The organism is Arcanobacterium bovis, from assembly GCF_004331995.1.
In the GTDB taxonomy this organism is placed as follows: Bacteria; Actinomycetota; Actinomycetes; order Actinomycetales; family Actinomycetaceae; genus Arcanobacterium_A; species Arcanobacterium_A bovis.
The window spans coordinates 44,972-71,263 of sequence record NZ_SJDT01000007.1; the positions used below are offsets into that span (position 1 = coordinate 44,972).

Consider the following 26,292-nt stretch of genomic DNA (forward strand, 5'->3'; position numbering starts at 1 on the left):
CGCGCTCGCTAGGATCACGTTCTCACCCTACTCCTCAGCATGCCTTTGGGCTAGGTCTAAGGCATGGTTGAGCGCCGTCACATTCACAATCTGACCGTCTTTGAACCCATTGAATACGTGTTCAACCTGCTCATTTATAATGCGATCAATCTGAGCCTGTGTCATTCCCCGTTCGCGCGCTACCCTCGCAGCCTGGATACGCGCATAAGCCAGCGAGATATGCGGATCGAGGCCAGAGCCAGACGCCGTCACCGCATCTGCGGGAATAGCATCGGCATTCACGTGCTCGCGTTGCGCAATATCACGACGCCGTTGCGCAGCGAGCTCTTGCAGCTCAGTGCTCGCCGGAGAAAGATTCGAAGCACCCGATTGCATTGGATCCCATCCGTCACCAGCGCTTGAGGCGCGGTAAAAGAAATATCCAGGCTTGGTCACGGGCTGAGCGAGCAATTCTGACCCGATCACCTCGGCAGTTTCGGAATCACCCCCGTTGCTCATCAGATACGAACCTCGCGATTGACGCGCAAAAATCTGCCCCACACCCACGAATACCAGTGGATACACCAAGCCTAATAGCAGCGTAAATACGATAAACATTTTCGTGGCGGTGAGCACCACGCGCTTCATTCTACTGAGCGACATCACGCCCTCCTCATTTCTTCAACGCCATCAATGTCGATTTGCAAGTTCTGCACTGTGTTCCTGCTCCTCCTAGCGCCGGCTAGATTCCCAGTCCCGTACCCACCACAAGATCAATGAGCTTAATTCCGATGAATGGCGCAACCAAACCGCCCAGCCCGAATATCGCCAAATTGCGAGCTAGAAGCCGCGCCGCCGATCCCGGCCGATACTTCACCCCTCGCAACGAGAGCGGAATCAACGCCACAATGATCAGCGCATTAAAGATCACCGCAGAGAGAATCGCAGACTCTGAACTGTGCAAATGCATCACATTAAGGATTTCCAATCCCGGAAAAGCCGCCACAAACATCGCCGGAATAATCGCAAAATACTTCGCAACGTCGTTTGCTATCGAGAATGTGGTGAGTGCGCCGCGGGTGATGAGCAGCTGTTTTCCAATGTGAACAATATCGATCAGCTTGGTGGGATCTGAGTCGAGATCGACCATATTCCCAGCTTCTTTCGCTGCCGACGTGCCTGTATTCATCGCAACTCCAACATCAGCTTGCGCCAACGCTGGAGCGTCATTCGTACCGTCACCCGTCATGGCAACCATGTGGCCACCAGCTTGTTCACGTTTAATGAGCGCCATTTTATCGTCTGGGGTAGCCTCGGCGAGTACGTCGTCTACACCTGCCTCACGTGCGATAGCGCGCGCAGTGAGCTCATTATCGCCAGTAATCATCACGGTACGAATACCCATGGCACGCAGTTCTTGAAAACGCTCCGCCACGCCGTCTTTGACAATATCTTTCAGGTGCACAATTCCCAAGAGTCGCGCAACGACGACGTTCGGCAGCTCGCCGCCAGCACACGCCTCGTTCGTCATTGCTTCAGTTTCAATTTCAGCCACACCGAGAGCGGTACCGCCACTGCGACTGATCTGTTCAACTACGTCTTTGCACTGTTCAGGCACTGTACCGCCGCTGCGTTCAACGAGGGCGAGAATTTCTTTTGCAGCGCCTTTAACAATTCCTTTCGCTGATGCGCGATCTCCAGTTTCTCCACTTGTGGCAACGTAGCTACCCTCTTGACCAGCACCCACACTCGCGTCCGCGTCGAAAAGCACCCCACTCATTCTCGTTTTTGCTGTGAAAGGAATGAAGCGTGCGAAGCGGTAATCGGCATCGCGCAGTTCAGGTGCGCCAAGCTCCTGGGCAAGTTTCATGATTGAACGCCCTTCGGGAGTTTCATCAGCAGCCGACGCGAGTTGGCAAGCGCGCGCCAAATCTGGCTGGGCAATATCCGGTGCCGCCTCGAAAGCTACCGCCTGCCGATCTCCCACCGTGATCGTGCCGGTTTTGTCTAACAACAAAGTGGATACGTCACCTGCAGCTTCAACAGCGCGCCCCGACATCGCCAATACGTTGTGTTGCACCAGCCGGTCCATACCAGCGATACCAATTGCAGAGAGTAGCGCGCCAATCGTCGTCGGAATCAAACAAATCAGCAGCGCAACGAACACAATCGGAGTTAAGCGCACACCCGCGAAGGCTGCAGCAGGTCCAAGCCCAATCACCACCACAAGAAATATCAAAGACAATACGATTAAGAGGATCGAAAGCGCCATCTCGTTCGGCGTTTTCTTTCGTGACGCACCCTCAACCAGCGCAATCATGCGATCGATAAAACTTTCGCCAGGCTTACTGGTTACGCGCACGGCAATCTGATCCGAGAGCACACGCGTTCCTCCGGTGACGGCACAACGGTCGCCTCCTGCCTCGCGAATCACCGGTGCCGATTCGCCAGTAACGGCAGATTCGTCCACGCTTGCCGCACCAAACACGACGTCGCCGTCCGCCGGTATCTGTTCGCCTGCACTCACCAGCACGACGTCGCCCACCCGCAAATCTTCCGAGGGGAAAGATTCTGTGTGCAGATTGGTCAAATCGGTAATCGTACCGGCATTCACCACGCGATTTGCAATCAAACTGGTACGCGTTGCGCGGAGCGAGGCGGCCTGCGCCTTTCCGCGTCCCTCCGCGATGGCTTCTGCCAACGTGGCAAAAAATGCAGTGAACCACAGCCACGCCGTAATTGACCATGAGAACACAGAAGGATGAAAAATTGCCAACACCAGGGTAAATGCCGCTCCTACCTCCACAAGAAACATCACTGGAGTGTAGATCAGCAAGCGCGGGTCAAGTTTGCGCAAAGCAGTGGGAATTGCCTCCCAAGCCTGCGTAGCAAGAGCCTTGTAATTATTCGTTTTCTGAGCATGTAGATGCGAACTGCTCATAGTAATGCCTCCGCAATTGGGCCAAGTACGAGGGTGGGAAGGAATGTTAATGCGCCAACAATCAGGCAAATTCCCACCACTACCGCAATGAATAAAGGACGGTGAGTAGGTAGCGTTCCCGCAGTCTCGGGGATCGACGCCGCGCGAGAGAAACGCCCCGCCAGCGCGAGTGCGAAAATAATTGGCAGAAAACGCCCCAAAAACATGGCCACTGCCAGCGAAATCGTGAGCCAAGGAGCATCGGCATGAATACCGGCAAAAGCCGAGCCATTATTATTCGACGCACTGGTGAACGCATAGACGAGTTCAGAAAAACCGTGTGGACCGCTGGTAGAAAGCGCATCGCGGATTCCTGGTATCACCGTAGAAATTCCTACGCCTGCAATCACCAAAACTGGCATAACGAGGATAAACAGCGACACCAAGGTAATTTCCGGCACTTGAATACGCTTACCCATAAATTCTGGGGTGCGCCCCACCATCAGGCCGGCGATAAACACCGAGAGCACGAACATAATCAGCATCGTGTACATGCCAGTCCCTACTCCACCTGGGGAAAGCTCGCCAAGCATCATATTGAGGGTGAGCATGCCACCACCGATAGGCGAGAAGCTGGAATGTGCGGAGTCGATTGCACCAGTAGATGTGCTGGTAGTAGCCACGGCGAAGAGCGACGACGGCGCCACCCCGAAGCGAAGTTCCTTCCCTTCAAGCCCGCTACCAGCAACAGCACCAATATGGCTTTCCGCGTAGCACACCACAGCAAGCGAGGCTGCAAAAATGCTCGCCATCACGCCCAAGACGGCGCTACCTTGCGCTTTGTGGTGAGCCATCACGCCAAAGGTTCGAGTCAAGCACACCGGTATAACCAAAATTAGGAGTATTTCGAGCATATTGGTGTACATGGTGGGGTTCTCAAATGGATGAGATGAATTTGCGTTGAAAAATCCACCACCGTTCGTGCCTAGCTCTTTTATGGCTTCTTGGCTCGCCACTGGGCCACCGGGCAACATTTGAGTGGCATCACTCGAGAACGAATGATAAGAAATTGGCGCGTGCAGATTTTGGATCACGCCTTGACTGATGAGGAGCACAGTAGCCAAAGCCGCAATCGGTAGCAGAATGCGAATGACGCAGCGGGTGAGGTCTACCCAAAAATTTCCAATTTCCCCACGTCCTTGCGTATCTGCCAAGGAACGAATGAGTGCAATCGCAACACAAATGCCTACACCTGCGGAGAGGAAATTTTGTACCGCCAGCCCAAACATCTGCGAGAAGAAGGTCATCGCCGTCTCCCCTGAATAAGACTGCCAGTTCGTATTGGTCACGAACGATACCGCCGTATTCCACGCCTGATCTGGGCGCATCGACGGCACATCAAAATGCCATGGTAAAAATATTTGGAGTCGGATAATGGCATATAGCGCCACAACGCAAACGATTGAGAATGCCACAACCGACTGCGCATAGCTACGCCAGCCCACGCTCTGCTGGGCGTTTACTCCGACTACACGGTAGAACACACGTTCAACGCGCCAATGCTCTTTGCTGGTGAACACATACGCCATATAGTTTCCCAATGGCACGTAAACCGCGGCGAGCATCGCAAAAACAACGAGATATGGTACGTATCCGCTCATGAGAAACGCTCCGGATCAAATAAGGCAATCAAGAGGTAAACGATTGCGCCAATTCCCAATCCGAGCGCTAGTACTGATTCCCACATTAGCGCCTCCCCGACTGCTGCCGAGCAGATTGTTCAGCGCTTTCAGCAGGTGATTCTGTGTACAGGGAATGAATGATTCGCATGAGCAACCCACCCAAGGCGAGCGTCACGGCCATTAACAGAACGTCGTAAATCATGACTTCATTACAACGCCGCCAAATGCGTTCGAGGGTTGATCTTTACGCGCTCTTAACGTGGTGTTGGGCAGATCTCATTACAGCGTGCGCACAGTTTTCGCTGTGATTTAGCCAGATCTTCACTGCAACGTGAGTACCACAAGCCACAGATTGAGCGCCACGATGAGCACCGATACGATTGCCATCAACGCGCCTACCACACGGCCGTCGCACCACTTACCCATCACCTTGTTGCTTCGGGTGAGGAGCGTGAGCGGAATGATCGCCATCGGTATACCAAACGAGAGCACTACCTGTGAAATCACCAGTGCCCACGTGGGCTCGGCTCCCATGCCTAGGATCACGATTGCGGGGATAATGGTGATAATTCGCCGCACATAGAGTGGAACCTGGAATTTCAGCAAACCACGCATAATCTCAGAGCCTGCATAAGCACCCACCGACGTCGATGCCAAACTTGACGCGAGCAGTCCGAGCGCAAAAAGGAGGCCGATTCCCGTCCCAAAAGTCGACGAAACCGCAGCGTGTGCGCCCTCGATTGTGTCGGTGCCATCCGCTCCACGCAAAGCCGAGGCTGCGAGGAGCAAAAGTCCAATATTGACGACGCCCGCGAGCGCCAGCGCGCCCACGACGTCCACTTTCGAAGCGTGCAATAAGCGTCGAATCGAGGCATCGCTATGATCGCGCCCGTAACGATCACCCACGAGTGAGGAATGAAGATAAATCGCATGCGGCATCACGGTTGCACCCAGCATCGAAGCCGCCACCAGCACCGACTCTTGGCCTTGGAAGGTAGGAATAAGACCGCGGGCCACATCGTGTGCAGCCGGGGGACTCACAAATAAGCCCGCCAGGAAGCCCACCGCGATAATCGTAAGAAACACAATCACTGCGTTTTCGAAGATTTTTTGGCCGCGGCGATCCTTGAGCACAAGGAATAGCATTGACGCAGCTCCTACGATCACTCCACCCCACACGAGCGGTAGATCGAAGAGCAGGTGAAGCGCAATTGCCCCGCCGATTACTTCCGCGAGGTCGGTAGCGCCGGCCACGATTTCAGCTTGAAACCAGTACAGACGACGCGCGGTTGGTGGCAGCGTATCGCCCAGATACTCCGGTATCGATTTGCCGGTCACAATCCCAAGTTTGGCTGACTGGTATTGAATCAGCACCGCCATCGCCGATGCCGCCACCAGCACCCAGGTGAGCAGGTATCCGTATGTTGAACCAGCAGTGATATTAGCAGCCACATTACCTGGATCAACATAAGCAACAGCCGCAACGAATGCTGGGCCGAGAAGTCCGACGATCCGGTTGGATAGGGGCTTGATAGCTGGTTGTGGAGACGATTCACGAGTGGAGGTAGAGGCGGACATAATCACTTACTTTTCGCTACGTTGAACTTTTATTTTCGGATAACCGAAATCTTATACTGAGCAAAATAATTTTGTACATAAATACTGGTTAGGAGCGTGGTCACGAAATAGATAAGGTCAGTAGAGTGAATGGCAACTTGGTAGACAAGCGAGCCAGTCAGGTTGTCCAGTTGGGAAAGCTGACGGAATGCGTACCCTAACTTAGGCACTTGCTTACTCATCGCGCTATATAGCACCAATGCCTAAAGAATCGCCTAAGTTCGGGCACGATATGAAACAATCAAAGCAACAATGCGCTATTTTTTATTAAGACGCCGGGCGCTTGATTCGCGTTCTACCAGTTGCGCACGCTCCTCAACAATCGGATGATATTCGCCGTCGTTAAAGTACCGAGCAAGCACAATACCAGCGTGTTCACCGAGGGAACGAGCAGATTTACTCATGGCCGAAATCGACGGTGTGAGCACTCTACACACGTCAGAATCTTCACAGGAAATCACCAAAACATCTTTTCCAACCACAAGACCCTGATTTTGGATTGCCTGCACACCACCCAAGGCGAGGATTTCGTTATCAAAAACAAGGGCGTCTGGTGGCGTTTTCCCACTGAAAAGGCGCTGAACCGCCTCACAACTGGCAACCTCCGTAACTTCAACACCGTCGGCAATAACTACTTCAATATCACGAGCTTGTGCACCTTCGCGCAATGCATCAAACCGTTTCTGGGTATGGAGCAAAGCAACATCTCCAGCCACATAACCAATCCGCGTCGCACCTTTTTCGTACAAATGCTCCACAATCGTTGCCATCATTGCCGCATCATCAGCGAGCACCGCACCAAAACCATTGACCTGTTCACCAACAATAACTGCAGGCAAACCAAGTTTTTTCAACAAATAGGGCCGCGAATCATTGATATGTGGATCAATAAGCACTACCCCGTCAACCTTGCGCTCACCAACCCAACGCTCATACATATATTTCTCTTCAGCGAGTCCCGACGAACTATGAAACACGAGGTCAAGCCCATTTTCCCGCAAGGATCTTTGCAAACCTACGATAAATTCAAAAAAGAATCGCTCGTTGGAATAGGCGGATTCAGGGCGAGCGATCACCAGACCCACTGCTCCAGCCCGCATTCCAGAGAGGGCAATTGCCGCAGAATTTGGCACCCACCCCATCTTCTTGGCGGTGGCAATAATCCGCTGCCGCGTATCTTCAGAAACTCCCGAACGCCCGTTAAGTGCGAACGAGACAGCGGCAGGGCTAACACCCGCCAATTTGGCTATATCCTTGATCGTTGGTCGCGACACAGGTACTCCTATGTACTTAATCATTTATTTCCCTATAAATACTTTCGCATAAATTTGGCTTAAAGTCTTGCACTAAAACGGTTTAGTTCCTATGCTACAGAAAGTAAGAGATTTCAAAGAAGCCATCTCATAAGGAGCATCGATGCACGATAATCGCCAGATTCTTACGCAGCGCGTGGAACGCACTCTGCGCGAGAAGATTCTGCCCGCGCAGCACACCGTCGTCGCTCCGCTGGATGTGACCTATTGGCGAGTCCCCCGCGAAAGCTACGCCAACGATCGCCAGACGAACCGAACGCCCAACCACCAAGTCCACAACCGTGAAATCATCGGTGAACCATTGCCATATAACAAGATTCCATGGAACGAATTTGAAAGCATCACCGCAGGAACATCTTGGGGAGCGCCGTGGGAAACTGTCTGGTTTTCGGTGCGTACCACCATCCCAGAGCTGGATCTGCACAACAAAGATGTTTTCGAAGCAGTGATCGATCTGGGCTGGGCGGATCATTCCGCAGGCTTCCAATGTGAAGGGCTTGTGCGCAACCATGCTGGCCAGGCAATCAAGGCGCTCAACCCCAAGAACCGCTGGATTCCATTGCCGCAAAATCCAGGTGATACAGCCGAGTTTAGCATCGAAGCCGCAGCAAATCCCCTGCTCCTAGCCGTTCCTCCGTTCCAGCCATCTTACGACGGCGATAAACTTACGTCGTCGCTCAACGATCTTTACACTCTGACACAAGCCGACCTTACGATCCGCCACACCGAGGTCTACGCACTCGCACTGGATATCTCAATCTTGATTGAGCTAATCCAGGCACAACCACATTTTGGTGATCGCGAGTGGCGCGTACTCCACAGCCTCAACAAGGCACTTGACGCCCTCGATCTGGCAAATATTCCCGCTACTGCTGGCGCCGCGAGGGAAATACTTGCCCCTGAACTGGCAAAACCGGCACTTCCAAACGCACATCGACTCAGCGCCGTGGGGCACGCACACATCGATTCGGCATGGCTCTGGCCAATTCGCGAAACGAAACGCAAGGTTGTTCGCACGCTAGCGAACGTCGTCCGACTCATCGAAGACGGCACGGGGCTCGTCTTTGCGTTTCCCGCCGCGCAGCATCTTGCGTGGGTAAAGGAGCTGGATCCAGAGCTATTTGAGCGTATTCGCGAGTGCGTGCGCTCAGGTTCAATCGTGCCGGTGGGCGGCATGTGGGTGGAGCCCGACGCCGTTCTCCCAGGTGGCGAAGCCATGTGCCGGCAGCTAGTCGAGGGCTTGAGTTTTTTCCAAGACGAACTCGGCGTGCAGTGCGAAGAGATCTGGTTACCTGATTCTTTCGGCTATTCTGCGGCACTTCCACAGCTTGCCAAAGAGGCCGGAATCGAGCGTTTCCTCACTCAGAAAATTTCGTGGAATCAGGTTGACACTTTCCCGCATCATACGCTGGCATGGGAAGGAATCGACGGCACCCGAATTTTCACGCATTTTCCACCGGCCGATACGTACGGCTCGGAGGTTACGGGCGCGCAGCTCATCCACGCCGTCGAAAATTTCAAAGACAAAGGCAAAGCTACGTGCTCGCTTCTTCCCTTTGGTTATGGCGACGGCGGTGGTGGGCCTACCCGCGAAATGATGGATCGCCTGGCGCGCGTCGAGAATCTGGAAGGTGCACCGCGCACGGTTGTGGAATCTCCACATAAGTTCTTCGAGCGTGCCGAAAACGACTACACAGACCTCCCTGTTTGGGTTGGTGAACTATATCTTGAGCTTCATCGCGGAACATTCACGTCACAAATATCTGCCAAGCAGGGAAATCGTCGGAGTGAAGCGCTCTTGCGCGAAGCTGAACTGTGGTGTGCTACGGCTGCAACTCGTGGATTGATAGATTATCCTTACGATGAATTGCGCCAGGCGTGGCACGATCTGTTGTTGTGCCAGTTCCACGATATTCTCCCTGGTACATCGGTTGCTTGGGTATATCGAGAAGTGTGCGAACTACACACGAAGCTCGCTCAGCTGTGCGAGCATCTGATCACCCAGGCTCTCTCAGCACTTTGCGCAAGTAATAACGCACAAGGTACCGATAACGCTACAGACGACGTTTCGCTAGGCACCCACGACGCACATGACGCGAACGCCACGGGTACAACGAACACCGCCGCGACCAGCATTGTTGCAAACGCGTCGTCATTCCCATATCGCGGCGTACCTGCCCTCAGTGCGGGAATACCCACGAACGTCGCACCTCAAATTCAGGTTGATAGAGACGCACGGACGATCATTACCCATGGTCTTACGGTTGTTTTTGATGAATCCGGCTGTTGCACAAGCATGCGCGACCATACCGGAACCGAATATATCCCCGCAGGTGAGCGAGCTGGTGAACTCCATCTTCACCAAGATTTCCCCAATATGTGGGACGCTTGGGACATCGATCCTTTCTACCGTAGTTCACGCACGGTTATCAGCGATATGACCCTCGATTCCATCAAGGAAGACGCCGGCGAAGTGCGCGTTCACGCCAGCGCTCGCTTCGATTCTTCTCAAGTTCGGCTTGTGTGGACGCTTCGAGCCGACACAATTGATCTGCATGTGGAAGCCGATTGGCATGAGCAGGAAAAACTCCTCAAAATGGCCTTCCCCACGAATATCCACACGGATCGCGCGCAATACGAAACCCAGATGGGGTATATCGAGCGAGCCACCCATGAAAACACCTCATGGGACGCCTACCGCTTCGAAGTCTCAGCACATCGTTGGTTGCGCCTTGCGAACTCAACACAGAGTCTTGCCATAGCAAATGACTCCACCTATGGCTGGGATGTGACACGGCATGCCAATTCGCAGCGTGGCACCTGGAGCCTGGTGCGCGCCACGTTGGTGAAGGCAGCAAAATTCCCTGATCCTGAGCAAGATCAAGGTAGCCACGCATGGAATTTCCGCGTTATTCCTGGCGCCTCAATTCTGCGCGCCACGCAAGAGGGGCAACTGCTCAATATCGGCGAGCGGCAAGTGAAGTGCGGCGGAGACATTAGTGGGAAGATCAGCCGGGATATATGTAACGCAGAACGCACTGCGAACTCAACACACAGCGCGAACCCAGCACACATCCCCAGCCCAGATACGCAGTGCGCCGTCGAACCACTCATCCAAGTTGAGGGGGCAATTGTTGAGTCTGTCGCGCTAGCACCAGACCGTTCGGGCGACGTCGTCGTGCGTCTCTACGAAGCGGAAGGCGGCCCACGAACTGCGAAACTGCGCATCAACCACGCTCGTAACGTGCGCTGTACGAACTTGCTGTATCAAGACTCCCCGATGTCACCACACGTCGAATATGACGGCGAAAATTACACGCTTGAGCTGGGAGCATTCCAGATCGCAACGCTGCGGTTCAACATGGAGGAACGATGAAATTCGGAGTTAATTACACGCCCCGCCAAGGCTGGTTCTATTCTTGGCTCGATTTTGACGCCGGCGCAGTGTCCGCAGACTTTGCGCAGATTAAGAGTATTGGCGCAGATCATGTGCGAATTTTCCCGCTATGGCCGCTCTTGCAGCCCAATCGTAATCTCATTCGCACTGCGGCAGTGGACGCAGTGGTCACAACCGCGCAACTAGCGCATGAAGCAGGATTAGAGTCGAGTATCGACGTGCTTCAAGGGCATCTATCGTCTTTCGATTTCCTCCCCTCGTGGGTTTCCACCTGGCATGATCGCAATATTTTCACCGATCCGCAGGTGGTTGCCGCTCAACAAGATCTCGTGCGCGTGCTCGGTGAAGCCCTACGAGATATTCCAGGCACAACTGGATTGACCCTCGGCAACGAATTTATGCAGTTCGCTGCTCAACGCCATCCCCACCGCCACGAAACTTCTCCCCAAGGGGCTTTGACCTGGCTTGATTCTCTGTTGGGCGAAGCGAAGCGAGTATGGCCAGGCGGGCGTCATGTTCAATCGCATGACGACGATTTGTGGTTTGAACCCTCGCAGCCATTTGGCCCACACGCGGCAGTGACACGTGGAGATTCCACTACCGTGCATTCGTGGATATTCGGCGCACTTGGTCCGCGCTACGGCGTTGACTCTCCCCTACTTCCGTGGTTTGCTCGCTATTTATGCGAGCTAGCTGCGGCGTGGAGCAACGATCCACACCGGCCAATCTGGCTGCAAGAGGTCGGCGCTCCCGAAAACTACGTGTCGGTTGCGAAAGCTCCTGAGTTCCTTATCGACACTGTAGACACCCTCATGGGCGCTCATGGTGGTGGCGTTAGCCCGAATCTTGAGGCAATAACCTGGTGGTGCTCGCACGACGTAAACTCTGAACTCGTCGATTTCCCATATTTCGAGCACACACTTGGTCTTATTGACGAAAACGGAAAGACGAAACCAATCGGCGATGCTTTCAAGGCATCGGCGGAAAAATGGGCCTCAGTTGATAGCGACGCCGGTAACGAACGCGAGTCCGTCGCCGTCGTCGTCGATGAAAAAACACGCAACCTCAGCAATCCTTACGGTCAGATCTTCGACGCTTGGATCGGCCATGCTCTCGACGGCGATGTACGGGCGCTGCGGTTAGCTGATCGAGGAGGTGAGGATTAGTTTCTTTGCCGTCACGATCAGAAAATTATCCCCTCAATCTTCAAAGGAGAAGAAATGCGATTCAAAAAGATTGCTGCTATTTCGGCAGTATGTGCTCTCGCATTGACCGCCTGCACGGGCGGTAGCTCAGACAATAAATCCGATTCGGCTTCCGGTAAGGGAGAAGTTTCGGGAGATATCACGTTCCAGTCGTGGAGCTTGAAGAACGACCGTTTCACACCGTACTTTGAAAAGGTGATTGCCGATTTCGAGAAGGCAAATCCAAAGGTCAAGGTCAAGTGGATCGATCAGCCAGGCGATGGCTACGAAGACAAGATTCTCCAGCAGGCTAACTCCAACGAACTGCCAGATGTTATCAACCTTCCACCTGAGTTCGCTTATAAGTTGGCGCAGGTAGATATGCTTACCGATCTTGAGAAAGCGGATGCAAAAGCGCTTGATGCCTACGTTAAGCAGGCAACGGACGCCTACCGCTACCCAGGTATGAAGGGTCAGTACGCCTACGCTTGGTACTTGGGTACCGATCTGAACTGGTACAACACTGATTTGCTCAAGAAGGCAGGCATTGATACCAACAAGCTTCCAACCGATCTCGATTCTCTCTTCGCTATGGCAAACCAAGTTGCCAAGGCAACAAATGGCCAGGTGAAGATGATTTCGGACGTGCCACGTACCGGCACGCTCTCATCCGCTGGCGTGGAGATCATCAAGGATGGCAAGTTCGTATTCAACTCGCCCGAGGCTGTCAAGGTAGTGCAGCGTTACAAGGACGCATACGCAGCTGGCGCAATGCCTGCTGAAGCTTTGAACGCTGATTACCAAGGCAACTCGCACCTTTACAAGGCAGGTAAGACGGCGTGGACCACCGCTTCGGCAGGTTTCGCTTCCGAGCTGGAGAAAGAAGCTCCATCGCTGCTAGCGACGACGGTAGCGACGCCGCGTATCGGTCACCCGCCGTTGTTTATTCAGGGAATTTCGGTTGCGAAGAACTCGAAGTCTCCTGAAGCCGCTCTTGCCTTTGCCAAGTTCTTGACCAGTAATGAAAACCAAATTGAGTTCGTGAAGATCGCGCAGGGCTTCTTCCCTGGTACCAACGAAGCGAATGCAAAGCCAGAATCCTTCACTGGTGTAGTGAAGAATGAGCTGCAAAAGAAGGCGACGACGGACGCTGCTCAGGCTCTGAGCAAGGCAACTCCTGAGTACCCGATTCAGTTCACCTACGACATGGACAAGTACCTGCAACAGCAGATGGCACTTGCCGTCAAGGGCGAAATTGGCATCCAAGAGGCACTTGATAAGGCTGTAGACTACGCCAACAAGAACCTCCAAAAGTAGAAATGACTCATAGCGGATATATGCCGCTTTGACGTGATCCACGTGGTGCTCACGTGGAACCTCACAGGTGCTACAGGTGGCGGTATCGCTGTACATAGCGCCATAGGTGCTGTACATGCACTGCTAACGCCGCAGGTGGCGCGGGTGGGAAATCTTCTGCACCGGAGATTTCCCACCCAGCCGCCAGCATCACAACCCAACACAAATCTACAAGGAAGACCTATGAAGTTTCAACGCTGGTACACCCCATATTTGCTGCTCGCTCCAGCTCTGATCTGGGTTGCCGTATTTGCGATTTGGCCATTTTTGAACACCGTTTATTTAGCTTTCACCGACGCTCGCCCGCTGCGAACGCCCAATTTCATCGGAGTTGAGAACTTCACCCAACTGTTTTCCGACGAACGGTTTATATATGCGCTGATCACCAGCTTGTTATATGTGGTGCTCTGCGTTCCATTACTCACCTTCTTGCCATTGCTTCTCGCGTTGCTCGTTGAGAAAAAAGTTCCGGGCATTTCCGTCTTTCGCACCACATACTATTTCCCAGTAATCGCTTCTGTTGTAGTGGTGGGAATCATTTGGAGCTGGCTCTTCGATTCGCGCGGCATCATTAATGAATCCTTGCAGTTCATTGGCATTACCGACACTCCCATTGACTTTCTCATTGATCGCTGGCTGATTATTATTTCGGCCGCTTCGCTCACGATCTGGAAGGGTTTGGGATACTACATGGTGGTTTACCTCGCCGCTTTGGGCAATGTGAGCAAAGAATTGTATGAAGCTGCTGCTCTTGACGGCGCTGGTTGGTGGCGCCGCTTCTGGAGCGTGACGGTTCCTGGTGTACGTGGAGCTATGATGCTGGTGTCGGCGCTGATTACAGTGGCAGCGATGCGCGTATTTTCCGAAATTTACGTGCTCACGAACGGCTCCGGCGGCCCCGGCGGAAAATCTCAATCGATGGTGATGCTCATTCAGCAAACAGGAAAAGGTCTCAACGGCAATTTAGGCTACGCCTCGGCAATTTCCGTAGTGCTCTTTGCTCTCACAATCGTGCCATTACTCTTCGTTATGTACCTCAATCAAGGCGAGGAAATCCGCGAAACTTTACGCATTCGGAAGACGGCGAAGCTCGCACGTCGCGCCGCAAAAGCTCGCGTGGCTAGTGGCCGCGCGGCAAGTGGTCACGTTACTACAGATGCGGCTCCCACAACCGTTGGCACCGACGTCGCCCCTGAAGAAAGGGAGAACCTCCGATGAAACAATCACGTTTGGAAACGCTACGCGGAAACGGCATTGAAAGATCGAGCACGCTCGGAATTATCGGCCGATATGCACTTTTGCTCCTGATGTTGGTGATTGCGGTTGGACCTTTTCTGTGGCAACTGTCTACTTCACTCAAAGGACCGTGGGAGGATATCTACTCCTTCCCGCCCAATTTGATTCCTGAAGATCCAACTTTGGCGAATTATGGCGAAGTTACCCGCGCAATCCCAGTTGTACAATATGCGTGGAATTCGCTGTTCGTGTCTGTCGCGATGGTTATTACGAATATCGTATTTTCCACGTGTGCCGGTTATGCCCTAGCCAACCTTCGCTTCCGCGGGCGCGGATTCGCCTTGGCATTTATCCTGTCCACACTACTTCTTCCCGGCGAAGTTACGCTCACCTCGCAGTACCTCACCATTAAGTCGATGGGCTTGGCAAATACTCTCGTAGGCGTATTCTTACCTACTGCCATTACCGCGATTAACGTGCTCTTAATGGCTACTGCCTGCCGCTCTATCCCGCCTGCCGTGATTGATGCAGCCACTATTGACGGCGCAAATACTTGGCAGCGTCTTCGTTATGTGGTGTGGCCAAATGTGCGCGGAATGGCATCAGTTGTGGCACTTATGTCTTTCATTCAAGCATGGGACGACTTCCTCTGGCCGCTCGTGGTACTCTCCGATCCAGCGAAGTATACACTCACTGTGGGCATGCAGTACCTCAATTCCGCTTTTGCAGCTAACCCACGCGTTGTAGCAGCTGGAACTATGCTTGCTCTCTTACCGATCATCATTCTGTTCGCTTTCACGCAAAAATTCTTCTTCCGTGGCGTTGCCGACGGCGCTGTGAAAGGTTGACGCTTCTCGCGCGTGTTGACGGTTCTCGCGCGTTTCGTCAAAATACATTGCCGTTTTTATATGTGTGATACAATCAGTCTCACGCAATAGACAATTGTGCGTTTTGCTACGTTTGGAGCAATAGTCCGAACCACGCAAACATCAACGAAGATGTAGTAGAACGGCAAAATAATGAGACCTATTTCTATACAACACAACTACACCCAGGCGCGGCACAATCCACGCTCTCGGCGCAAATTGCGCAAAATCCTAGCGCTGGCACTCTCGCTACCGTTACTGTCGATGGCAACGGTAGCGAACGCCGTCGCCACCGAATCAGAACAAGATACGGACGCGCTTTCGTTAATGAAGGCCGACAGCGCTAAACCAGCCACCGTGACTAGCTACAATTCGATGCAACTTGGCGCTGGACTAACGGAATCGATGCCGAAAGCCACCCTCACACCGTACGTTTCCCTCGACAATCGTTGTTTCACGATGCGTATTAATACTCCAGATGCAGCCAAGGATCCGAGCAGCCGCAAGTTCGTGAGCACTGCAAATATCGGCTACCCAACGAGCGCTGAGGAAGGGCAGGCCACCCCAATCGCTTTCGAGGCTACCACTTTGGGTCGCTACCGCCTCGTTGACCAGCAAGGACGCCCACTTTTCGCCTCTATATTCGACGAAGTATGGGCTGGTACGAATTATGGAGATCGCGCGGATTGGACGATCACACCCGAGGGTGACAATTTCAAGATCGTCGCCACAAAAACGGGTCAACAGTTGGGAACACGATTCGGAAAATTGGCTGTAGGCAACGCAGATTCCTACAAAAACACCACATTTTCGCTGATTCCAGCCAGTGGTTGTGCCCAAATTCCACACGGACAAATCAATATGATTTCCGAGCCAACCGAGCCCACCGTCAATCCAGACGGCACGTTGAATGGCATCATTGATGCGCACCAACATCTACTCTCGGTATGGGGTTTTGGCGGGCATCTGTTCTGCGGAAAGCCTTTCCACCCAGGAGGAATCCAGGAGGCTTTGGCACCGTGCGAGTCGCATCGAATCGGTGCAGGTACGTTCTTTGAAATGCTCCTAGCTGGCACAAAGATGTATGGAAATGTTGACGGCTGGCCAACGTTCACCAACCGTCCAACGCCTACTGCGCTCCTTCACCAAACTGGGTACTACACCGGATTGGAGCGCGCATGGAAAGCGGGCGTGCGTGCGCTCAATGTTATATATGTGGGCAACCGAGTGATTTGCGATATTTACCCGATTAAGGGCACAAGCTGCAATGAAATGGAGCAAGTGCGCGCGCAAGCTGCTCAGATGCAAAAACTGATCGACTACGTCGATGCGCAAAATGGCGGACCTGGAAAGGGATTCTTGCAGATCGCCCGCACTCCGGCGGATATGCGCCGTATCGTGGCAAGCGGAAAGATGGCAGTATCAATCGGCATTGAGGTGTCGGAATTATTTGGCTGCACCGGCATCACCAGCTGCTCAAAGGAAGATATTGATAAAGGCCTTGATGAGTTGGAGAAGATGGGAGTTTCCAACGTCTTCCCAATTCACAAGTTCGATAATGCTTTTGGTGGCACGCGATTCGACAATGGCACCACCGGCACGATTATGACCTTCGGTAACGTGGTATCGAATGGCACGTTCTTCCAGGTAGAGAAGTGCGAGGGTGACGGGCCTGCCGACCTTCCGCTCGTTATGAATAACGACAAGTTGCTCGAGGTTTACAAGAAGGTGTTTGGAAAGGATTACGACGGCGTTCTGCCGATTTATCCTTCCGGCAAGATTTGCAACCGCAAAGGGCTGACCGAGCTCGGCGAATACTTGATTCGCCAGCTCATGGATCGGGGCATGGTTATCAACGTCGATCATATGAGCGTGAAGACGATCAAGCGCACTCTCGAGATCACGAAAGAAGCCGGCTACCCTGGTGTGATGTCTAATCACACGTGGTCTGATCCGCTGTTCTATGAAGAGATCATTAAGCAGGGAGGATTCTACGCATCTTATTTGTCTCCTACCGATAAACAGGTGAACGATTGGCGCGCAGATCATAGCGTGACGCCGTCGTTGAACCATTTTGGTCTCGGCACAGATATCAACGGTATGGGTCCGCTGCCGGTAGCTCGTAAGGACGCCGCAACGAATCCTTTGAAGTACCCGATCACTGCGCCGTCGGGAGCAGTGTTTGACCGCAACGTGACTGGTGAACGCACGTGGGATTTCAACAAGGATGGCATGTCTCATTACGGCTTACTGGCAGATTACCTCACTGACCTGCTACAACAAGCAGGAAAGGACGCACCACAGATGAAGAAAGAGCTCATGAGCTCAACGGAAGCATACGTGCGCACCTGGGAAGGTGCAGTTGCTTATGGAAATAAGCATTAAGCACCACGTATGCGTACCGCTAATGTTGCTGTGATTTTGCGGTGACAAAACCACAGCGGCGTTGCGGTAGCGATCTGCGGTGATGCTGCAGTTTTGCGATGGTGAATCTACCGTGGTGTTGCGGTGGCACGCCTGCTGCAAAAAACATAGCAGCAATCGGCACAGAGTGTGGGGTATGACGGCACGCGCGCTAAAGCGCAGTGTACGTCATACCCCACACTTCTTTTCTGCTGGTGGAGCGCTAAACGCGTGGTTTGGTGGGTATGAGGTGTGTTGGGTGTGGGGTTTGGCGGGCTTGCGGTTTGCTGGGCTCGCGGCGTGCCTAGTGTGTTGTTTGCCGAGTGTGCGGCTGGTTTTGATTGAAAATATAGACTCGCTCCGCTGAATCTATATTTGTTGCAATCAGGAACTGTTATAATCAACAACGACTTAGTATTTCAGACTTTATATTTCAGAAATGACACTTTCCCCGCAATGAAGCAGGAGCGCCATAGGCGCTACTAAGAACGTGAAAGCTAGGATTATGAAGACGAATAAAGTATTTGTAACATCGCTGGCAGTATGCGTCATGCTTGTAGGAGCGTGTCAAAGCGACACCGCAAAGAACGAAACTAGCGCCGTTGAGAAAACCCAGAACTCCAGCGAAACAGCTGCGTCTGGCCTAAATCTGAAAGCCGACGTCGATTTCAAAACGGGCCGAGTGACGCTACCTCTCGATAGATTTGCTGCCTCGAATGAAGAAGAGGCTCTGATCAACTCTGCAAGATCAGGCGGAATGGCTAAATGTGCCCATGAAAAACTTGGAATTCCATGGAAAACGCCGCTTATTAAGGGCGACCCCGACGCTGCTGTGTGGAACGAACTTGGCCCATGGATCAAGGAGCGCGCAGAGCGGCTCGGCTACGCGATGAGGCCCATGACCAAGCCTTACGTTGGGCCAAAAGCAATGTCTCAAGAAGAATATGAAAAATCAATACAGTACGAACGGGAGCATCCGGTGATTGATCCCGATAATCCGAATTCACAAATTTCGGAACAGGATTTTGAAAAGATGCAAGAAGAGTGCTCATCAAACCCTGAAACCGATAAATACCCATATTCTGCAATGTATATACCCGAAGTTGGTAAAGTCGCGAGCAGTTCAGATGACTTTGGGCAAAGTGCCAAAATAAAAGCTGTTCTTGAAGAACTCAAGCAGTGTTATATAACGGCAGGCTACAAACCTAGTGAAGATTTCAGAGGGTCGATTGAAGGTGCACGGCCCGAAATTATTGATGCTGAGCAGATAAAGATGGCACTGGTAGAAGTTGACTGCAAAACGAAGATCAATGCAGTTCCTCGCGTTGCTGAAGCCCTCGCCGAGTTGCAAGCACCAATGATCGAAAAATATGCCAACGAACTTGTTGAGAATCGGCGTCGGATAGACGAGATGGTGCAACAAGCACGCGAATTCGTTTCGAAGAATCCTCAATACTTCTACGAGTGGAAAAGCACTAACACTAGTGTTGGATCGTAATGAACACACACAAGAAAATGGCAATCTGCAAGGTGCGCACGGTCAGTCTTATTCTTTTGGCATGCTTGGGTTTATGCTCCTGCTCAGGATCGGTGGAGGAAAAATCCATTCCCTCCACCGAGCTTGACATTAAAGCGGATATTGACAAGGAACACTATTCGATCACGCTCCCGAGTGATCGTTATGCAAATATCCAAATGTTAAGTAGCGACGAAATAATACTCCAATCCGCTGAATCCGCAGTCATTGCAGAATGCGCAAGAAATAAGCTAAATATCCCGATTATGGGCGTCCCCACTTGGAGACTCAGCGACGGTCAACCATTTGCTTTCACCGAATTTGGACCGTGGAATGTAAAAATTGCAGAAAAGTATGGTTTCTCGAATCCTTCTATGTTCAATGCCTTAATACCTGAAACACGAATCAAAATTCCAGCAGGAGAAACAGACCCACTCGAACACAACAGCCAATTCACCGAGCAACAACGACAAACCGTCAACGACCAGTGCGCTAAAGAAGAAACATTAAATCATTTCAACACTCGCAAACTGGCTCCTCACGGCCCATGGACCGAAGAGCTGAACAACACGCGTAGCCAGCTATTAAAAGACAAACGAGCACAAAATATAATCCGTGAATTGGATCAATGTTTTGTCCAAGCAGGACTTAAGATGAGTTCGGAAGTTCCTGGCTACGTTGAGGGAGTCATTCCAGATGAAATCACTCCAAGAAATCTTACAATGGCAGTCAAGGCAGCGCAGTGCCAAGAAAAACTCAACGCCACTCCACGCCTGGTAGAAATCTGGGCAGACCTCCAAGCACCAATCATCACCAAATACGCCGACGAACTCATAGCCCAACGCCAAAAAATCGATAAGGCAGTAGCAGACGCAAAAGAATACATCAACGCCCACCCAGAACTCTTCAAACCACCAAAATAATTAAACATTCAATTAATGGAAATATTTATCAAAATCGCTTCCATTAGGATCGAGTGTGCGCTACCATAATTGATAATTAAGCAAACCGCTTAATTACCAACGAAGAAAACGTCCTTATCATAGGAGATAAAGATGAACAAAAAAACTAGAAGCCTTAAAGCTTCCATCGCAGCAGTAACACTCGCTGCAACCAGCCTAGTCGTGGCAGCACCAATCGCAAGCGCAGGAACTGGAGCATGCCCACTCGGCGCATCATGCGTATGGATACACTATAATTATGATGGTATTGCAGGCGAAAATTACAGCCATTCCTCACCAGTCCACGCTAGCCGAGATAATAACACCAAATCAGCAGCCGCGAATGGCAAATCATGCTACGCCACACATTTCTACGATTACCGCTGGGGCAACAGTGGATCATATTTCACTTTATACAGTAAGTATATGAAAGGGTCCAACTACCAGGATCCCAACCTTTCAAACGGTGCAGGCGTTGGCCCATACGCTAATGAGAATTGGGCAGATCGCATCAGCAGAGTAACCTACGACGGTTGCTAAACCGAAAACCTCGGCACAAGTCAAGCACATCGATACGTCACAAAATGAAAGTTACTTCAATGAAAATAAGATTCTCTAAACTGATTGCTTTGTCCGTTTCGCTAACGCTATGCGCTTGTGCCTCAAGTTGCTCAGCGGGCACTGAAGAAAAAGAAACCTCTTCAGCGCCCGCTGGGCTCAACCTTAAAGCAGACATAGACAAAACGAACTTCATGGTCACACTCCCATCAGACCGATACAACCTCACCGAATCCGACCGCCAAACACTTCTATCAGCAGCAAGCGTAGCCACTGCAAAATGCGCTCGAGAAAAACTCGGTATCCCCTGGGTAGGCTGGCGCATCACAGATATGGCTGATGGAAAAAACATCGCCTTCACCGAATTCGGCCCCTGGACAAAAGCACTCGCCACCCAAAACGCATTCGACAATCCTTCATTAACCACCACTCATACGCAAAAACCAGCGAATCACCCCGGCAATCTCAACGGAATGATCCCTGACGATCAAGTAAAGAAAATGCGTGATACTTGCAAAGACGAACCAGACGTTTCCAAATTCGAATTTGAAAATATAGCACCCAGCGGCCCATGGACCACTCCTCTTGCAAATACCAGATATGAGCTGATGAAGGATCAGCGAGCACAAGCAGTTGTCAAAGAAATTGAACAATGCTACGCAGAAAAAGGACTTCAGTCTAAAAAAGAAGCACCTGGATACGTTGAAGGTTTCACCGCTGAAGATCGCACACCTCAAGCTTTCGCAGCCGCAATCAAAGCAGCAGAATGCCAAGAAAAACTCAACGCCACCCCACGCCTAGTAGAAATCTGGGCAGAACTCCAAGCACCAATCATCACCAAATACGCCGACGAACTCATAGCCCAACGCCAAAAAATCGACAAGACACTCTCAGACGCAAAAGAATACATCAACGCCCACCCAGAACTCTTCGAACTGCCGAAATAAAATCGGCCATCAAATTTAGCGGGAACCAAAAGATAGGATATTTACCAACACATAATCACCAATCTCTGTTGTGTGGGGTGGCGGCATAGCCACCCCACACCAAGCCAGACCAACGCCCATAACAGTCACCTAAATCGTTTTGCGCCACAGCAAAACCCGAACGAACAATTGGAAAAACCATGAGTCACGAAGAAGCAACTACCAGCACAAGTGATAATAAGAAGAAAAAGTTCATGTGGATATTCCTCACGGTATTCATATCCTTACTTGTGGTGGCAGGAGCATTCTTTGCGGGCACATTTGTTCACTCCAAAAACGAAGAAGCCATTGAGAACTCTCAGTACAAGCCAGAAGTCACCGCGAAAGTTGAAAAGCGGAGCTTCCCAGCAGTCATGGTTGAAACTAAAGGCAAAGCTTCTCTCGGAGCCTCGCGCGCCGTCGTTGTCACTGCCTCTGAGGGTAACCAGGCCGTCGTCACACGCGTTACCCGCAACGCCGGAGAAACGCTCAACTCAGGGCAAACACTCGCTTTTGTGTCGGGTCGGCCAGTAATTGCGCTTGACCTGCCATTCGATCTCTACCGCGACATCAACGAAGGCAATGACGGGGCGGACGTCAAAGAAGTCCAGCGCGCACTTGCTCGCCTTGGACTCTACAAAGGAAAAATCACCGGCGTTTACGACGCTCGTACTGCGAACGCAATGAAAGCACTGTACAAACGGGTAGGATCCACCCCGCCGTCCACGGGAGTATCACCGGCGGGTGCCGCGCCATCATCAGGAGCCTCGGCAACTCCAGCTCCTGCCAGCGCACCAGCGTCTAGCAGCGGCGAAGGAAGCGTGAGTACAGAGGCAGCACCTGCACCAGCACCGACGCTACCTGCGGCTCCACCGTTGCCGCCGATCCGGGCAGCAGAATTCATCTCGCTTACCGCTGGCCCAGCAACTATAGTTTCAATCGCGGGAGTAAATCAGCACATCACCCCAGAAGCTCCACTCGCCAAACTTCGCTCAGGTCAAGCCGTTGCCGTTGCGCGCGTGAGCGTTGCAGATATTGCTTCATTCGGCGTAGGCGCAACCGTGGATATCACTCAATCGGGTTCCACGAGCACTGGTCAGAAAGTGAGCGTTATAGGCGTTAGCGAATTCCATCAAGCCTCCGAAGGCGAGCACTCGCAAGTACCTGGCTACGACATTACCGTGGCAATACCCGGCGAGCAGTTCCAAGACGGACAAGAAGTTGTGCTTACCGCTGCTAGCACAGCAAACGCAACAGAAGGAAACGCAATTCCAATCACAGCGCTGCGCGAAGAAGCAGGAAAAACATACGTAATCCTGAAAAATGGCAGCGAAAGCAAGAAAGTAGAAATAAAAGTGGCGCGCATTTCGGAGGGATTTGCGCTGCTTGAAGGCGATACGCTCAAGACTGACGACGCTGTGGTTGTAGCAAAATGAGTGTGCTTCACCTGCGAGACATTCGCAAAACCTACAATGTAACGCCGCCAGTGCCAGTCCTCCACGGCGTCGATCTCGACGTTGATGCTGGTGAAAAGGTTGCAATCCTCGGCTACTCTGGTGCCGGAAAATCGACGCTACTCAACATCATGGGGCTACTCGACGTTCCGACGTCGGGCACCTACGAACTCGCTGGTCACGAAACACAATCGTTGAGCGGACGACGCCGCGACCATCTTCGCTCCGACGTCCTCGGATTCGTGTTCCAAGACTACCATGTGCTCGGACACCGCACCGTGGCGGAAAATCTCGACCTAAAACTCTCCATAACCGGTATTCCACATGCGGAACGAGAAGCAGCAATCAACGATGCGCTGAGCAATGTGGGGTTGCTCGAACGAAAACACTCACTATCACGCCTGCTGTCCGGCGGAGAAAAACAACGACTCGCCATTGCGCGTGCCATCATTACTCACCCGCAAGTACTTCTTGCCGACGAACCCACTGGAAACTTGGACTCGCTCAACGCAAAAATCGTGCTTGACCTGTTCGATCAGCAAGCCGCCAAAGGCGTGGCTATCGTAGTAATCACTCACGATGACCGGCTCGCACGCTGGGCAGACCGCGTAGTGCACCTGCGTGATGGCAAGATCGATTCGATGGAGAGCGGGCAATGAGTAAAAAACGTAAACACCACCTATCGTTCGTCGATCTTCTCATCGACGTAGCTATTGAGCTGCGGGCACGTATGGCTCGCACCGTGTTAATGATCAGCGCAGTGGCACTGAGCACCGGCGCGTTGTTGGCATCAGTTGGAATCGCCCAAAATGCGGCATACCAAGTAGATGCGGACATCGCGGCGTCGACGATCAATCAGGTGCTGGTCACTCCCGCCGAAAAAGCAGTGCCCGACCGCACTCCCGAAGAGATAAAAGCCGGTACGATCCAGCAGTTCTTCCCACCGGACACTGAAGAACGACTCAAGAAAATATCCACAATTGATGCCGTGGGCAGGAAAATTAATATTCAGTCCATAATGAACGTAGAAATAAGCCGGTCAATCGCAGCTATTGACCATGTGGCTCTTGAGCTATCTGGAATCACCGAAAGTTACCTTGACGCAGCTGAAATTACCAAGCCGCCTACCTCGTGGATGCTCAACACATCATATCCGGTTGCTTTTCTTGGAAAAGATGCCGCTGAGAAACTCCAAATTCCAAACACCACAGACTTTGAAGGACTCTCCATATCGATCAACAATACGGAATTTTCTATAGCGGGAGTTATCGACACGAAGAATAGCCTCAACAACGACGTGATGATCCCGTATCAAACGGCACTGAATATGACCAAAACCGATCGTGGTTCAGAAGTTCTCATCCACACCAAAATCGGGGCCGGCGTACAAGTGTCTAACGCGGCGCGTCTGGCGATTATGCCACAAGCCATCGAAAAATTATTGGCTTCGCAAGTGGCATCTGTGCAAAAAATTAGAGACAACGTCTCAGGCCAGCTCGCACGGCAAGCTGCTTGGGTTGGTGCATTCCTGATCGTGCTCACAATATTGCTTATTGCAAACTCAATGATCGTATCGGTAACAGCGCGCACCACCGAAATTGGCGTGCGGCGCGCACTCGGAAGCTCCCGCAGCCGAGTTGCCTCAGTGTTCTGGGTCGAAGGTGCACTCACTGGCGTGCTTGGCGGTCTGATCGGTAGCGCTGTGTCCGCTTGTATCATGGTGGTCGTTGCAATAATCAGCGACTGGACTGCGCACCTCAATCTCGGCTGGATCGCACTTGGCCCTGTGCTCGGCGCAGTAGTTGGGATTGTGGCATCGGCGTATCCCGCGATTCGCGCGTCGGCCATTCATCCAGCTATTGCAGTGCGCTCTGATTAAGGGCACTGCGCTCTGATTAAGGTGTGGTGCCCTAACTTAGGCGTTGGCTTATTCATCGCGCTATATAGCACCGATGTGCAAGGGATCGCCTAAGTTAAGGCACAAATTGAGCGAAAGCTAGATTTCTTCACACCAAAATGATTAGCTAATTACTTAACAAACCTCACAAATCGCCCGCATCATTTTGTCCATAGTCCCAAAGATATCCACAGCTTTGAAAATTGCCATACAAACCGGATATTTATCGGGTATCCATGAGACTATGAACGACCAAAGCATCAACTCTGCACAAAATGTATTTACCCGAAGAGAATTATTCAACCTCGGGATCACAACCAAAACCGAACTTAAGAAACTCCTGGCTAATGGCGGATTAACGCGGATCCGACGAAACTCATACGCAACACCAATAGCACATAGTAGTGAAGTTGAAGCTGCGCAACTAGGTGTGCATTTAGGCTGCCTGAGCGGATGTGCTTTGCGCGGACTCTGGACTCCTCCACCTGCGCAAACTCATCTAATTCTCGAAAAGCACCAAGCAATCCCAGTGAGCAAAACCAAACAAGAACACCGTCACTTAGTTTTTCATCGTATGCAAGAGCACTACCCGACAACCGTTCTTCCCATAGATATCTGCCTTTTACAAGTGGCAAAATTTCATGACACAGAAACTGCGCTCATAGTATTTGAATCGGCAATAGACCAGGGTCTTATTTCTTTTACTGAGGCAAAACATCTAATCACACTACTTCCGGCATACAAGGCAAAACCAATGAAATATCTTGATACGGCCCAGTCTGGAAGCGAAACACGACTCCGACTATTCTTCCAAAGGAAGCGGGTCAAAGTCCGTGCACAGCACATGATCAACGGTGTGGGTCGCGTAGATTTACTAGTTGGCAAGTCATTGATTGTCGAAGCTGACAGCCACACATTCCATACGAAATATGAGAACTACACGTCAGATCGAATACGAGATTTGCAAGCAACAAAGCTAGGATTTCGTGTCATTCGGTTGAGTTATGC

20 protein-coding genes and 1 pseudogene are annotated in these 26,292 nt (G+C 51.9%); 14 read left to right on the plus strand and 7 right to left on the minus strand.

Annotation, left to right across the window (positions count from 1 at the left end; all coding sequences use genetic code 11):
- Positions 1-27: 27 nt before the first annotated feature.
- From EZJ44_RS07990 to EZJ44_RS08015, 7 genes are all read right to left on the minus strand, one after another.
- Positions 28-642, minus strand: a complete 615-nt coding sequence (locus tag EZJ44_RS07990; RefSeq protein ID WP_131282212.1) for a potassium-transporting ATPase subunit C — start codon at positions 640-642, stop codon at positions 28-30.
- A 79-nt stretch (positions 643-721) separates the two neighbouring features.
- Positions 722-2,920, minus strand: a complete 2,199-nt coding sequence (gene kdpB / locus EZJ44_RS07995) for a potassium-transporting ATPase subunit KdpB (protein WP_131282215.1) — start codon at positions 2,918-2,920, stop codon at positions 722-724.
- Positions 2,917-4,560 (minus strand): potassium-transporting ATPase subunit KdpA, encoded by a 1,644-nt coding sequence (gene kdpA, locus EZJ44_RS08000; protein WP_131282218.1) that lies wholly within the window; start codon positions 4,558-4,560, stop codon positions 2,917-2,919. Before kdpA ends, kdpB begins: the two co-directional genes overlap by 4 nt.
- A complete protein-coding gene (locus tag EZJ44_RS08005; RefSeq protein ID WP_131282221.1) occupies positions 4,557-4,646 on the minus strand; it encodes a potassium-transporting ATPase subunit F in 90 nt (29 codons plus the stop codon). The genes kdpA and EZJ44_RS08005 overlap by 4 nt, the downstream gene beginning before the upstream one ends.
- Positions 4,646-4,783, minus strand: a complete 138-nt coding sequence (locus tag EZJ44_RS08770) for a hypothetical protein (protein ID WP_165496153.1) — start codon at positions 4,781-4,783, stop codon at positions 4,646-4,648. The genes EZJ44_RS08005 and EZJ44_RS08770 overlap by 1 nt, the downstream gene beginning before the upstream one ends.
- A 119-nt stretch (positions 4,784-4,902) precedes the next feature.
- The gene (locus EZJ44_RS08010) at positions 4,903-6,159 is read right to left on the minus strand and encodes an Nramp family divalent metal transporter (protein ID WP_131282224.1); all 1,257 of its coding nucleotides are present in this window, start codon (positions 6,157-6,159) and stop codon (positions 4,903-4,905) included.
- 296 nt (positions 6,160-6,455) lie between these two features.
- Positions 6,456-7,496, minus strand: a complete 1,041-nt coding sequence (locus EZJ44_RS08015) for a LacI family DNA-binding transcriptional regulator (RefSeq protein ID WP_131282227.1) — start codon at positions 7,494-7,496, stop codon at positions 6,456-6,458.
- 118 nt (positions 7,497-7,614) lie between these two features.
- On the opposite strand from EZJ44_RS08015, the gene EZJ44_RS08020 reads away from it, so the two are divergent.
- From EZJ44_RS08020 to EZJ44_RS08085, 14 genes and pseudogenes are all read left to right on the plus strand, one after another.
- The gene (locus tag EZJ44_RS08020) at positions 7,615-10,887 is read left to right on the plus strand and encodes an alpha-mannosidase (RefSeq protein ID WP_131282230.1); all 3,273 of its coding nucleotides are present in this window, start codon (positions 7,615-7,617) and stop codon (positions 10,885-10,887) included.
- Positions 10,884-12,074: a glycoside hydrolase 5 family protein gene (locus tag EZJ44_RS08025; RefSeq protein ID WP_131282233.1), complete on the plus strand. Its 1,191-nt coding sequence runs from the start codon at positions 10,884-10,886 to the stop codon at positions 12,072-12,074. The genes EZJ44_RS08020 and EZJ44_RS08025 overlap by 4 nt, the downstream gene beginning before the upstream one ends.
- 54 nt (positions 12,075-12,128) lie before the next feature.
- Positions 12,129-13,409, plus strand: coding sequence for an ABC transporter substrate-binding protein (locus EZJ44_RS08030; RefSeq protein ID WP_131282237.1), 1,281 nt, complete (start codon positions 12,129-12,131; stop codon positions 13,407-13,409).
- A gap of 222 nt (positions 13,410-13,631) precedes the next feature.
- Positions 13,632-14,666, plus strand: coding sequence for a carbohydrate ABC transporter permease (locus tag EZJ44_RS08035; protein WP_131282240.1), 1,035 nt, complete (start codon positions 13,632-13,634; stop codon positions 14,664-14,666).
- Complete coding sequence (locus EZJ44_RS08040; protein ID WP_131282243.1) at positions 14,663-15,532, plus strand: carbohydrate ABC transporter permease; 870 nt, start codon at positions 14,663-14,665, stop codon at positions 15,530-15,532. The genes EZJ44_RS08035 and EZJ44_RS08040 overlap by 4 nt, the downstream gene beginning before the upstream one ends.
- 171 nt (positions 15,533-15,703) lie before the next feature.
- Entirely contained in the window at positions 15,704-17,935 is a 2,232-nt protein-coding gene (locus EZJ44_RS08045) for an amidohydrolase family protein (protein ID WP_131282247.1), read from the plus strand.
- Positions 17,936-18,458: 523 nt separating this feature from the next.
- On the plus strand, positions 18,459-19,451 hold the full coding sequence (locus EZJ44_RS08050) for a hypothetical protein (RefSeq protein ID WP_131282250.1): 993 nt from the start codon (positions 18,459-18,461) through the stop codon (positions 19,449-19,451).
- Positions 19,451-20,392, plus strand: coding sequence for a hypothetical protein (locus EZJ44_RS08055; RefSeq protein ID WP_131282253.1), 942 nt, complete (start codon positions 19,451-19,453; stop codon positions 20,390-20,392). The genes EZJ44_RS08050 and EZJ44_RS08055 overlap by 1 nt, the downstream gene beginning before the upstream one ends.
- A 132-nt stretch (positions 20,393-20,524) precedes the next feature.
- Positions 20,525-20,794, plus strand: a pseudogene (locus tag EZJ44_RS08920) (peptidase inhibitor family I36 protein); the annotation flags it as partial.
- A 368-nt stretch (positions 20,795-21,162) separates the two neighbouring features.
- Positions 21,163-21,915 carry a hypothetical protein gene (locus tag EZJ44_RS08065; protein ID WP_131282258.1) on the plus strand — a complete coding sequence of 251 codons (753 nt, stop codon included), beginning with the start codon at positions 21,163-21,165 and terminating at the stop codon, positions 21,913-21,915.
- Positions 21,916-22,094: 179 nt separating this feature from the next.
- Entirely contained in the window at positions 22,095-23,369 is a 1,275-nt protein-coding gene (locus tag EZJ44_RS08070) for a peptidoglycan-binding protein (protein WP_131282261.1), read from the plus strand.
- Positions 23,366-24,046, plus strand: coding sequence for an ABC transporter ATP-binding protein (locus EZJ44_RS08075; protein WP_131282264.1), 681 nt, complete (start codon positions 23,366-23,368; stop codon positions 24,044-24,046). Before EZJ44_RS08070 ends, EZJ44_RS08075 begins: the two co-directional genes overlap by 4 nt.
- Positions 24,043-25,266 carry an ABC transporter permease gene (locus EZJ44_RS08080; protein WP_131282267.1) on the plus strand — a complete coding sequence of 408 codons (1,224 nt, stop codon included), beginning with the start codon at positions 24,043-24,045 and terminating at the stop codon, positions 25,264-25,266. The genes EZJ44_RS08075 and EZJ44_RS08080 overlap by 4 nt, the downstream gene beginning before the upstream one ends.
- 262 nt (positions 25,267-25,528) lie before the next feature.
- The coding region (locus EZJ44_RS08085) for a PDDEXK family nuclease (RefSeq protein WP_131282270.1) at positions 25,529-26,292 on the plus strand (764 nt) is incomplete at its 3' end.

Excerpts from the sequence above, each read along its gene's own strand:
- EZJ44_RS07990 (WP_131282212.1), bottom strand. The coding sequence starts at position 642 with ATGTCGCTCAGTAGAATGAAGCGCGTGGTGCTCACCGCCACGAAAATG.
- kdpB (WP_131282215.1), bottom strand. The coding sequence starts at position 2,920 with ATGAGCAGTTCGCATCTACATGCTCAGAAAACGAATAATTACAAGGCT.
- kdpA (WP_131282218.1), bottom strand. The coding sequence starts at position 4,560 with ATGAGCGGATACGTACCATATCTCGTTGTTTTTGCGATGCTCGCCGCG.
- EZJ44_RS08005 (WP_131282221.1), bottom strand. The coding sequence starts at position 4,646 with ATGTGGGAATCAGTACTAGCGCTCGGATTGGGAATTGGCGCAATCGTT.
- EZJ44_RS08770 (WP_165496153.1), bottom strand. The coding sequence starts at position 4,783 with ATGATTTACGACGTTCTGTTAATGGCCGTGACGCTCGCCTTGGGTGGG.
- EZJ44_RS08010 (WP_131282224.1), bottom strand. The coding sequence starts at position 6,159 with ATGTCCGCCTCTACCTCCACTCGTGAATCGTCTCCACAACCAGCTATC.
- EZJ44_RS08015 (WP_131282227.1), bottom strand. The coding sequence starts at position 7,496 with ATGATTAAGTACATAGGAGTACCTGTGTCGCGACCAACGATCAAGGAT.
- EZJ44_RS08020 (WP_131282230.1), top strand. The coding sequence starts at position 7,615 with ATGCACGATAATCGCCAGATTCTTACGCAGCGCGTGGAACGCACTCTG.
- EZJ44_RS08025 (WP_131282233.1), top strand. The coding sequence starts at position 10,884 with ATGAAATTCGGAGTTAATTACACGCCCCGCCAAGGCTGGTTCTATTCT.
- EZJ44_RS08030 (WP_131282237.1), top strand. The coding sequence starts at position 12,129 with ATGCGATTCAAAAAGATTGCTGCTATTTCGGCAGTATGTGCTCTCGCA.
- EZJ44_RS08035 (WP_131282240.1), top strand. The coding sequence starts at position 13,632 with ATGAAGTTTCAACGCTGGTACACCCCATATTTGCTGCTCGCTCCAGCT.
- EZJ44_RS08040 (WP_131282243.1), top strand. The coding sequence starts at position 14,663 with ATGAAACAATCACGTTTGGAAACGCTACGCGGAAACGGCATTGAAAGA.
- EZJ44_RS08045 (WP_131282247.1), top strand. The coding sequence starts at position 15,704 with ATGAGACCTATTTCTATACAACACAACTACACCCAGGCGCGGCACAAT.
- EZJ44_RS08050 (WP_131282250.1), top strand. The coding sequence starts at position 18,459 with ATGAAGACGAATAAAGTATTTGTAACATCGCTGGCAGTATGCGTCATG.
- EZJ44_RS08055 (WP_131282253.1), top strand. The coding sequence starts at position 19,451 with ATGAACACACACAAGAAAATGGCAATCTGCAAGGTGCGCACGGTCAGT.
- EZJ44_RS08065 (WP_131282258.1), top strand. The coding sequence starts at position 21,163 with ATGGTCACACTCCCATCAGACCGATACAACCTCACCGAATCCGACCGC.
- EZJ44_RS08070 (WP_131282261.1), top strand. The coding sequence starts at position 22,095 with ATGAGTCACGAAGAAGCAACTACCAGCACAAGTGATAATAAGAAGAAA.
- EZJ44_RS08075 (WP_131282264.1), top strand. The coding sequence starts at position 23,366 with ATGAGTGTGCTTCACCTGCGAGACATTCGCAAAACCTACAATGTAACG.
- EZJ44_RS08080 (WP_131282267.1), top strand. The coding sequence starts at position 24,043 with ATGAGTAAAAAACGTAAACACCACCTATCGTTCGTCGATCTTCTCATC.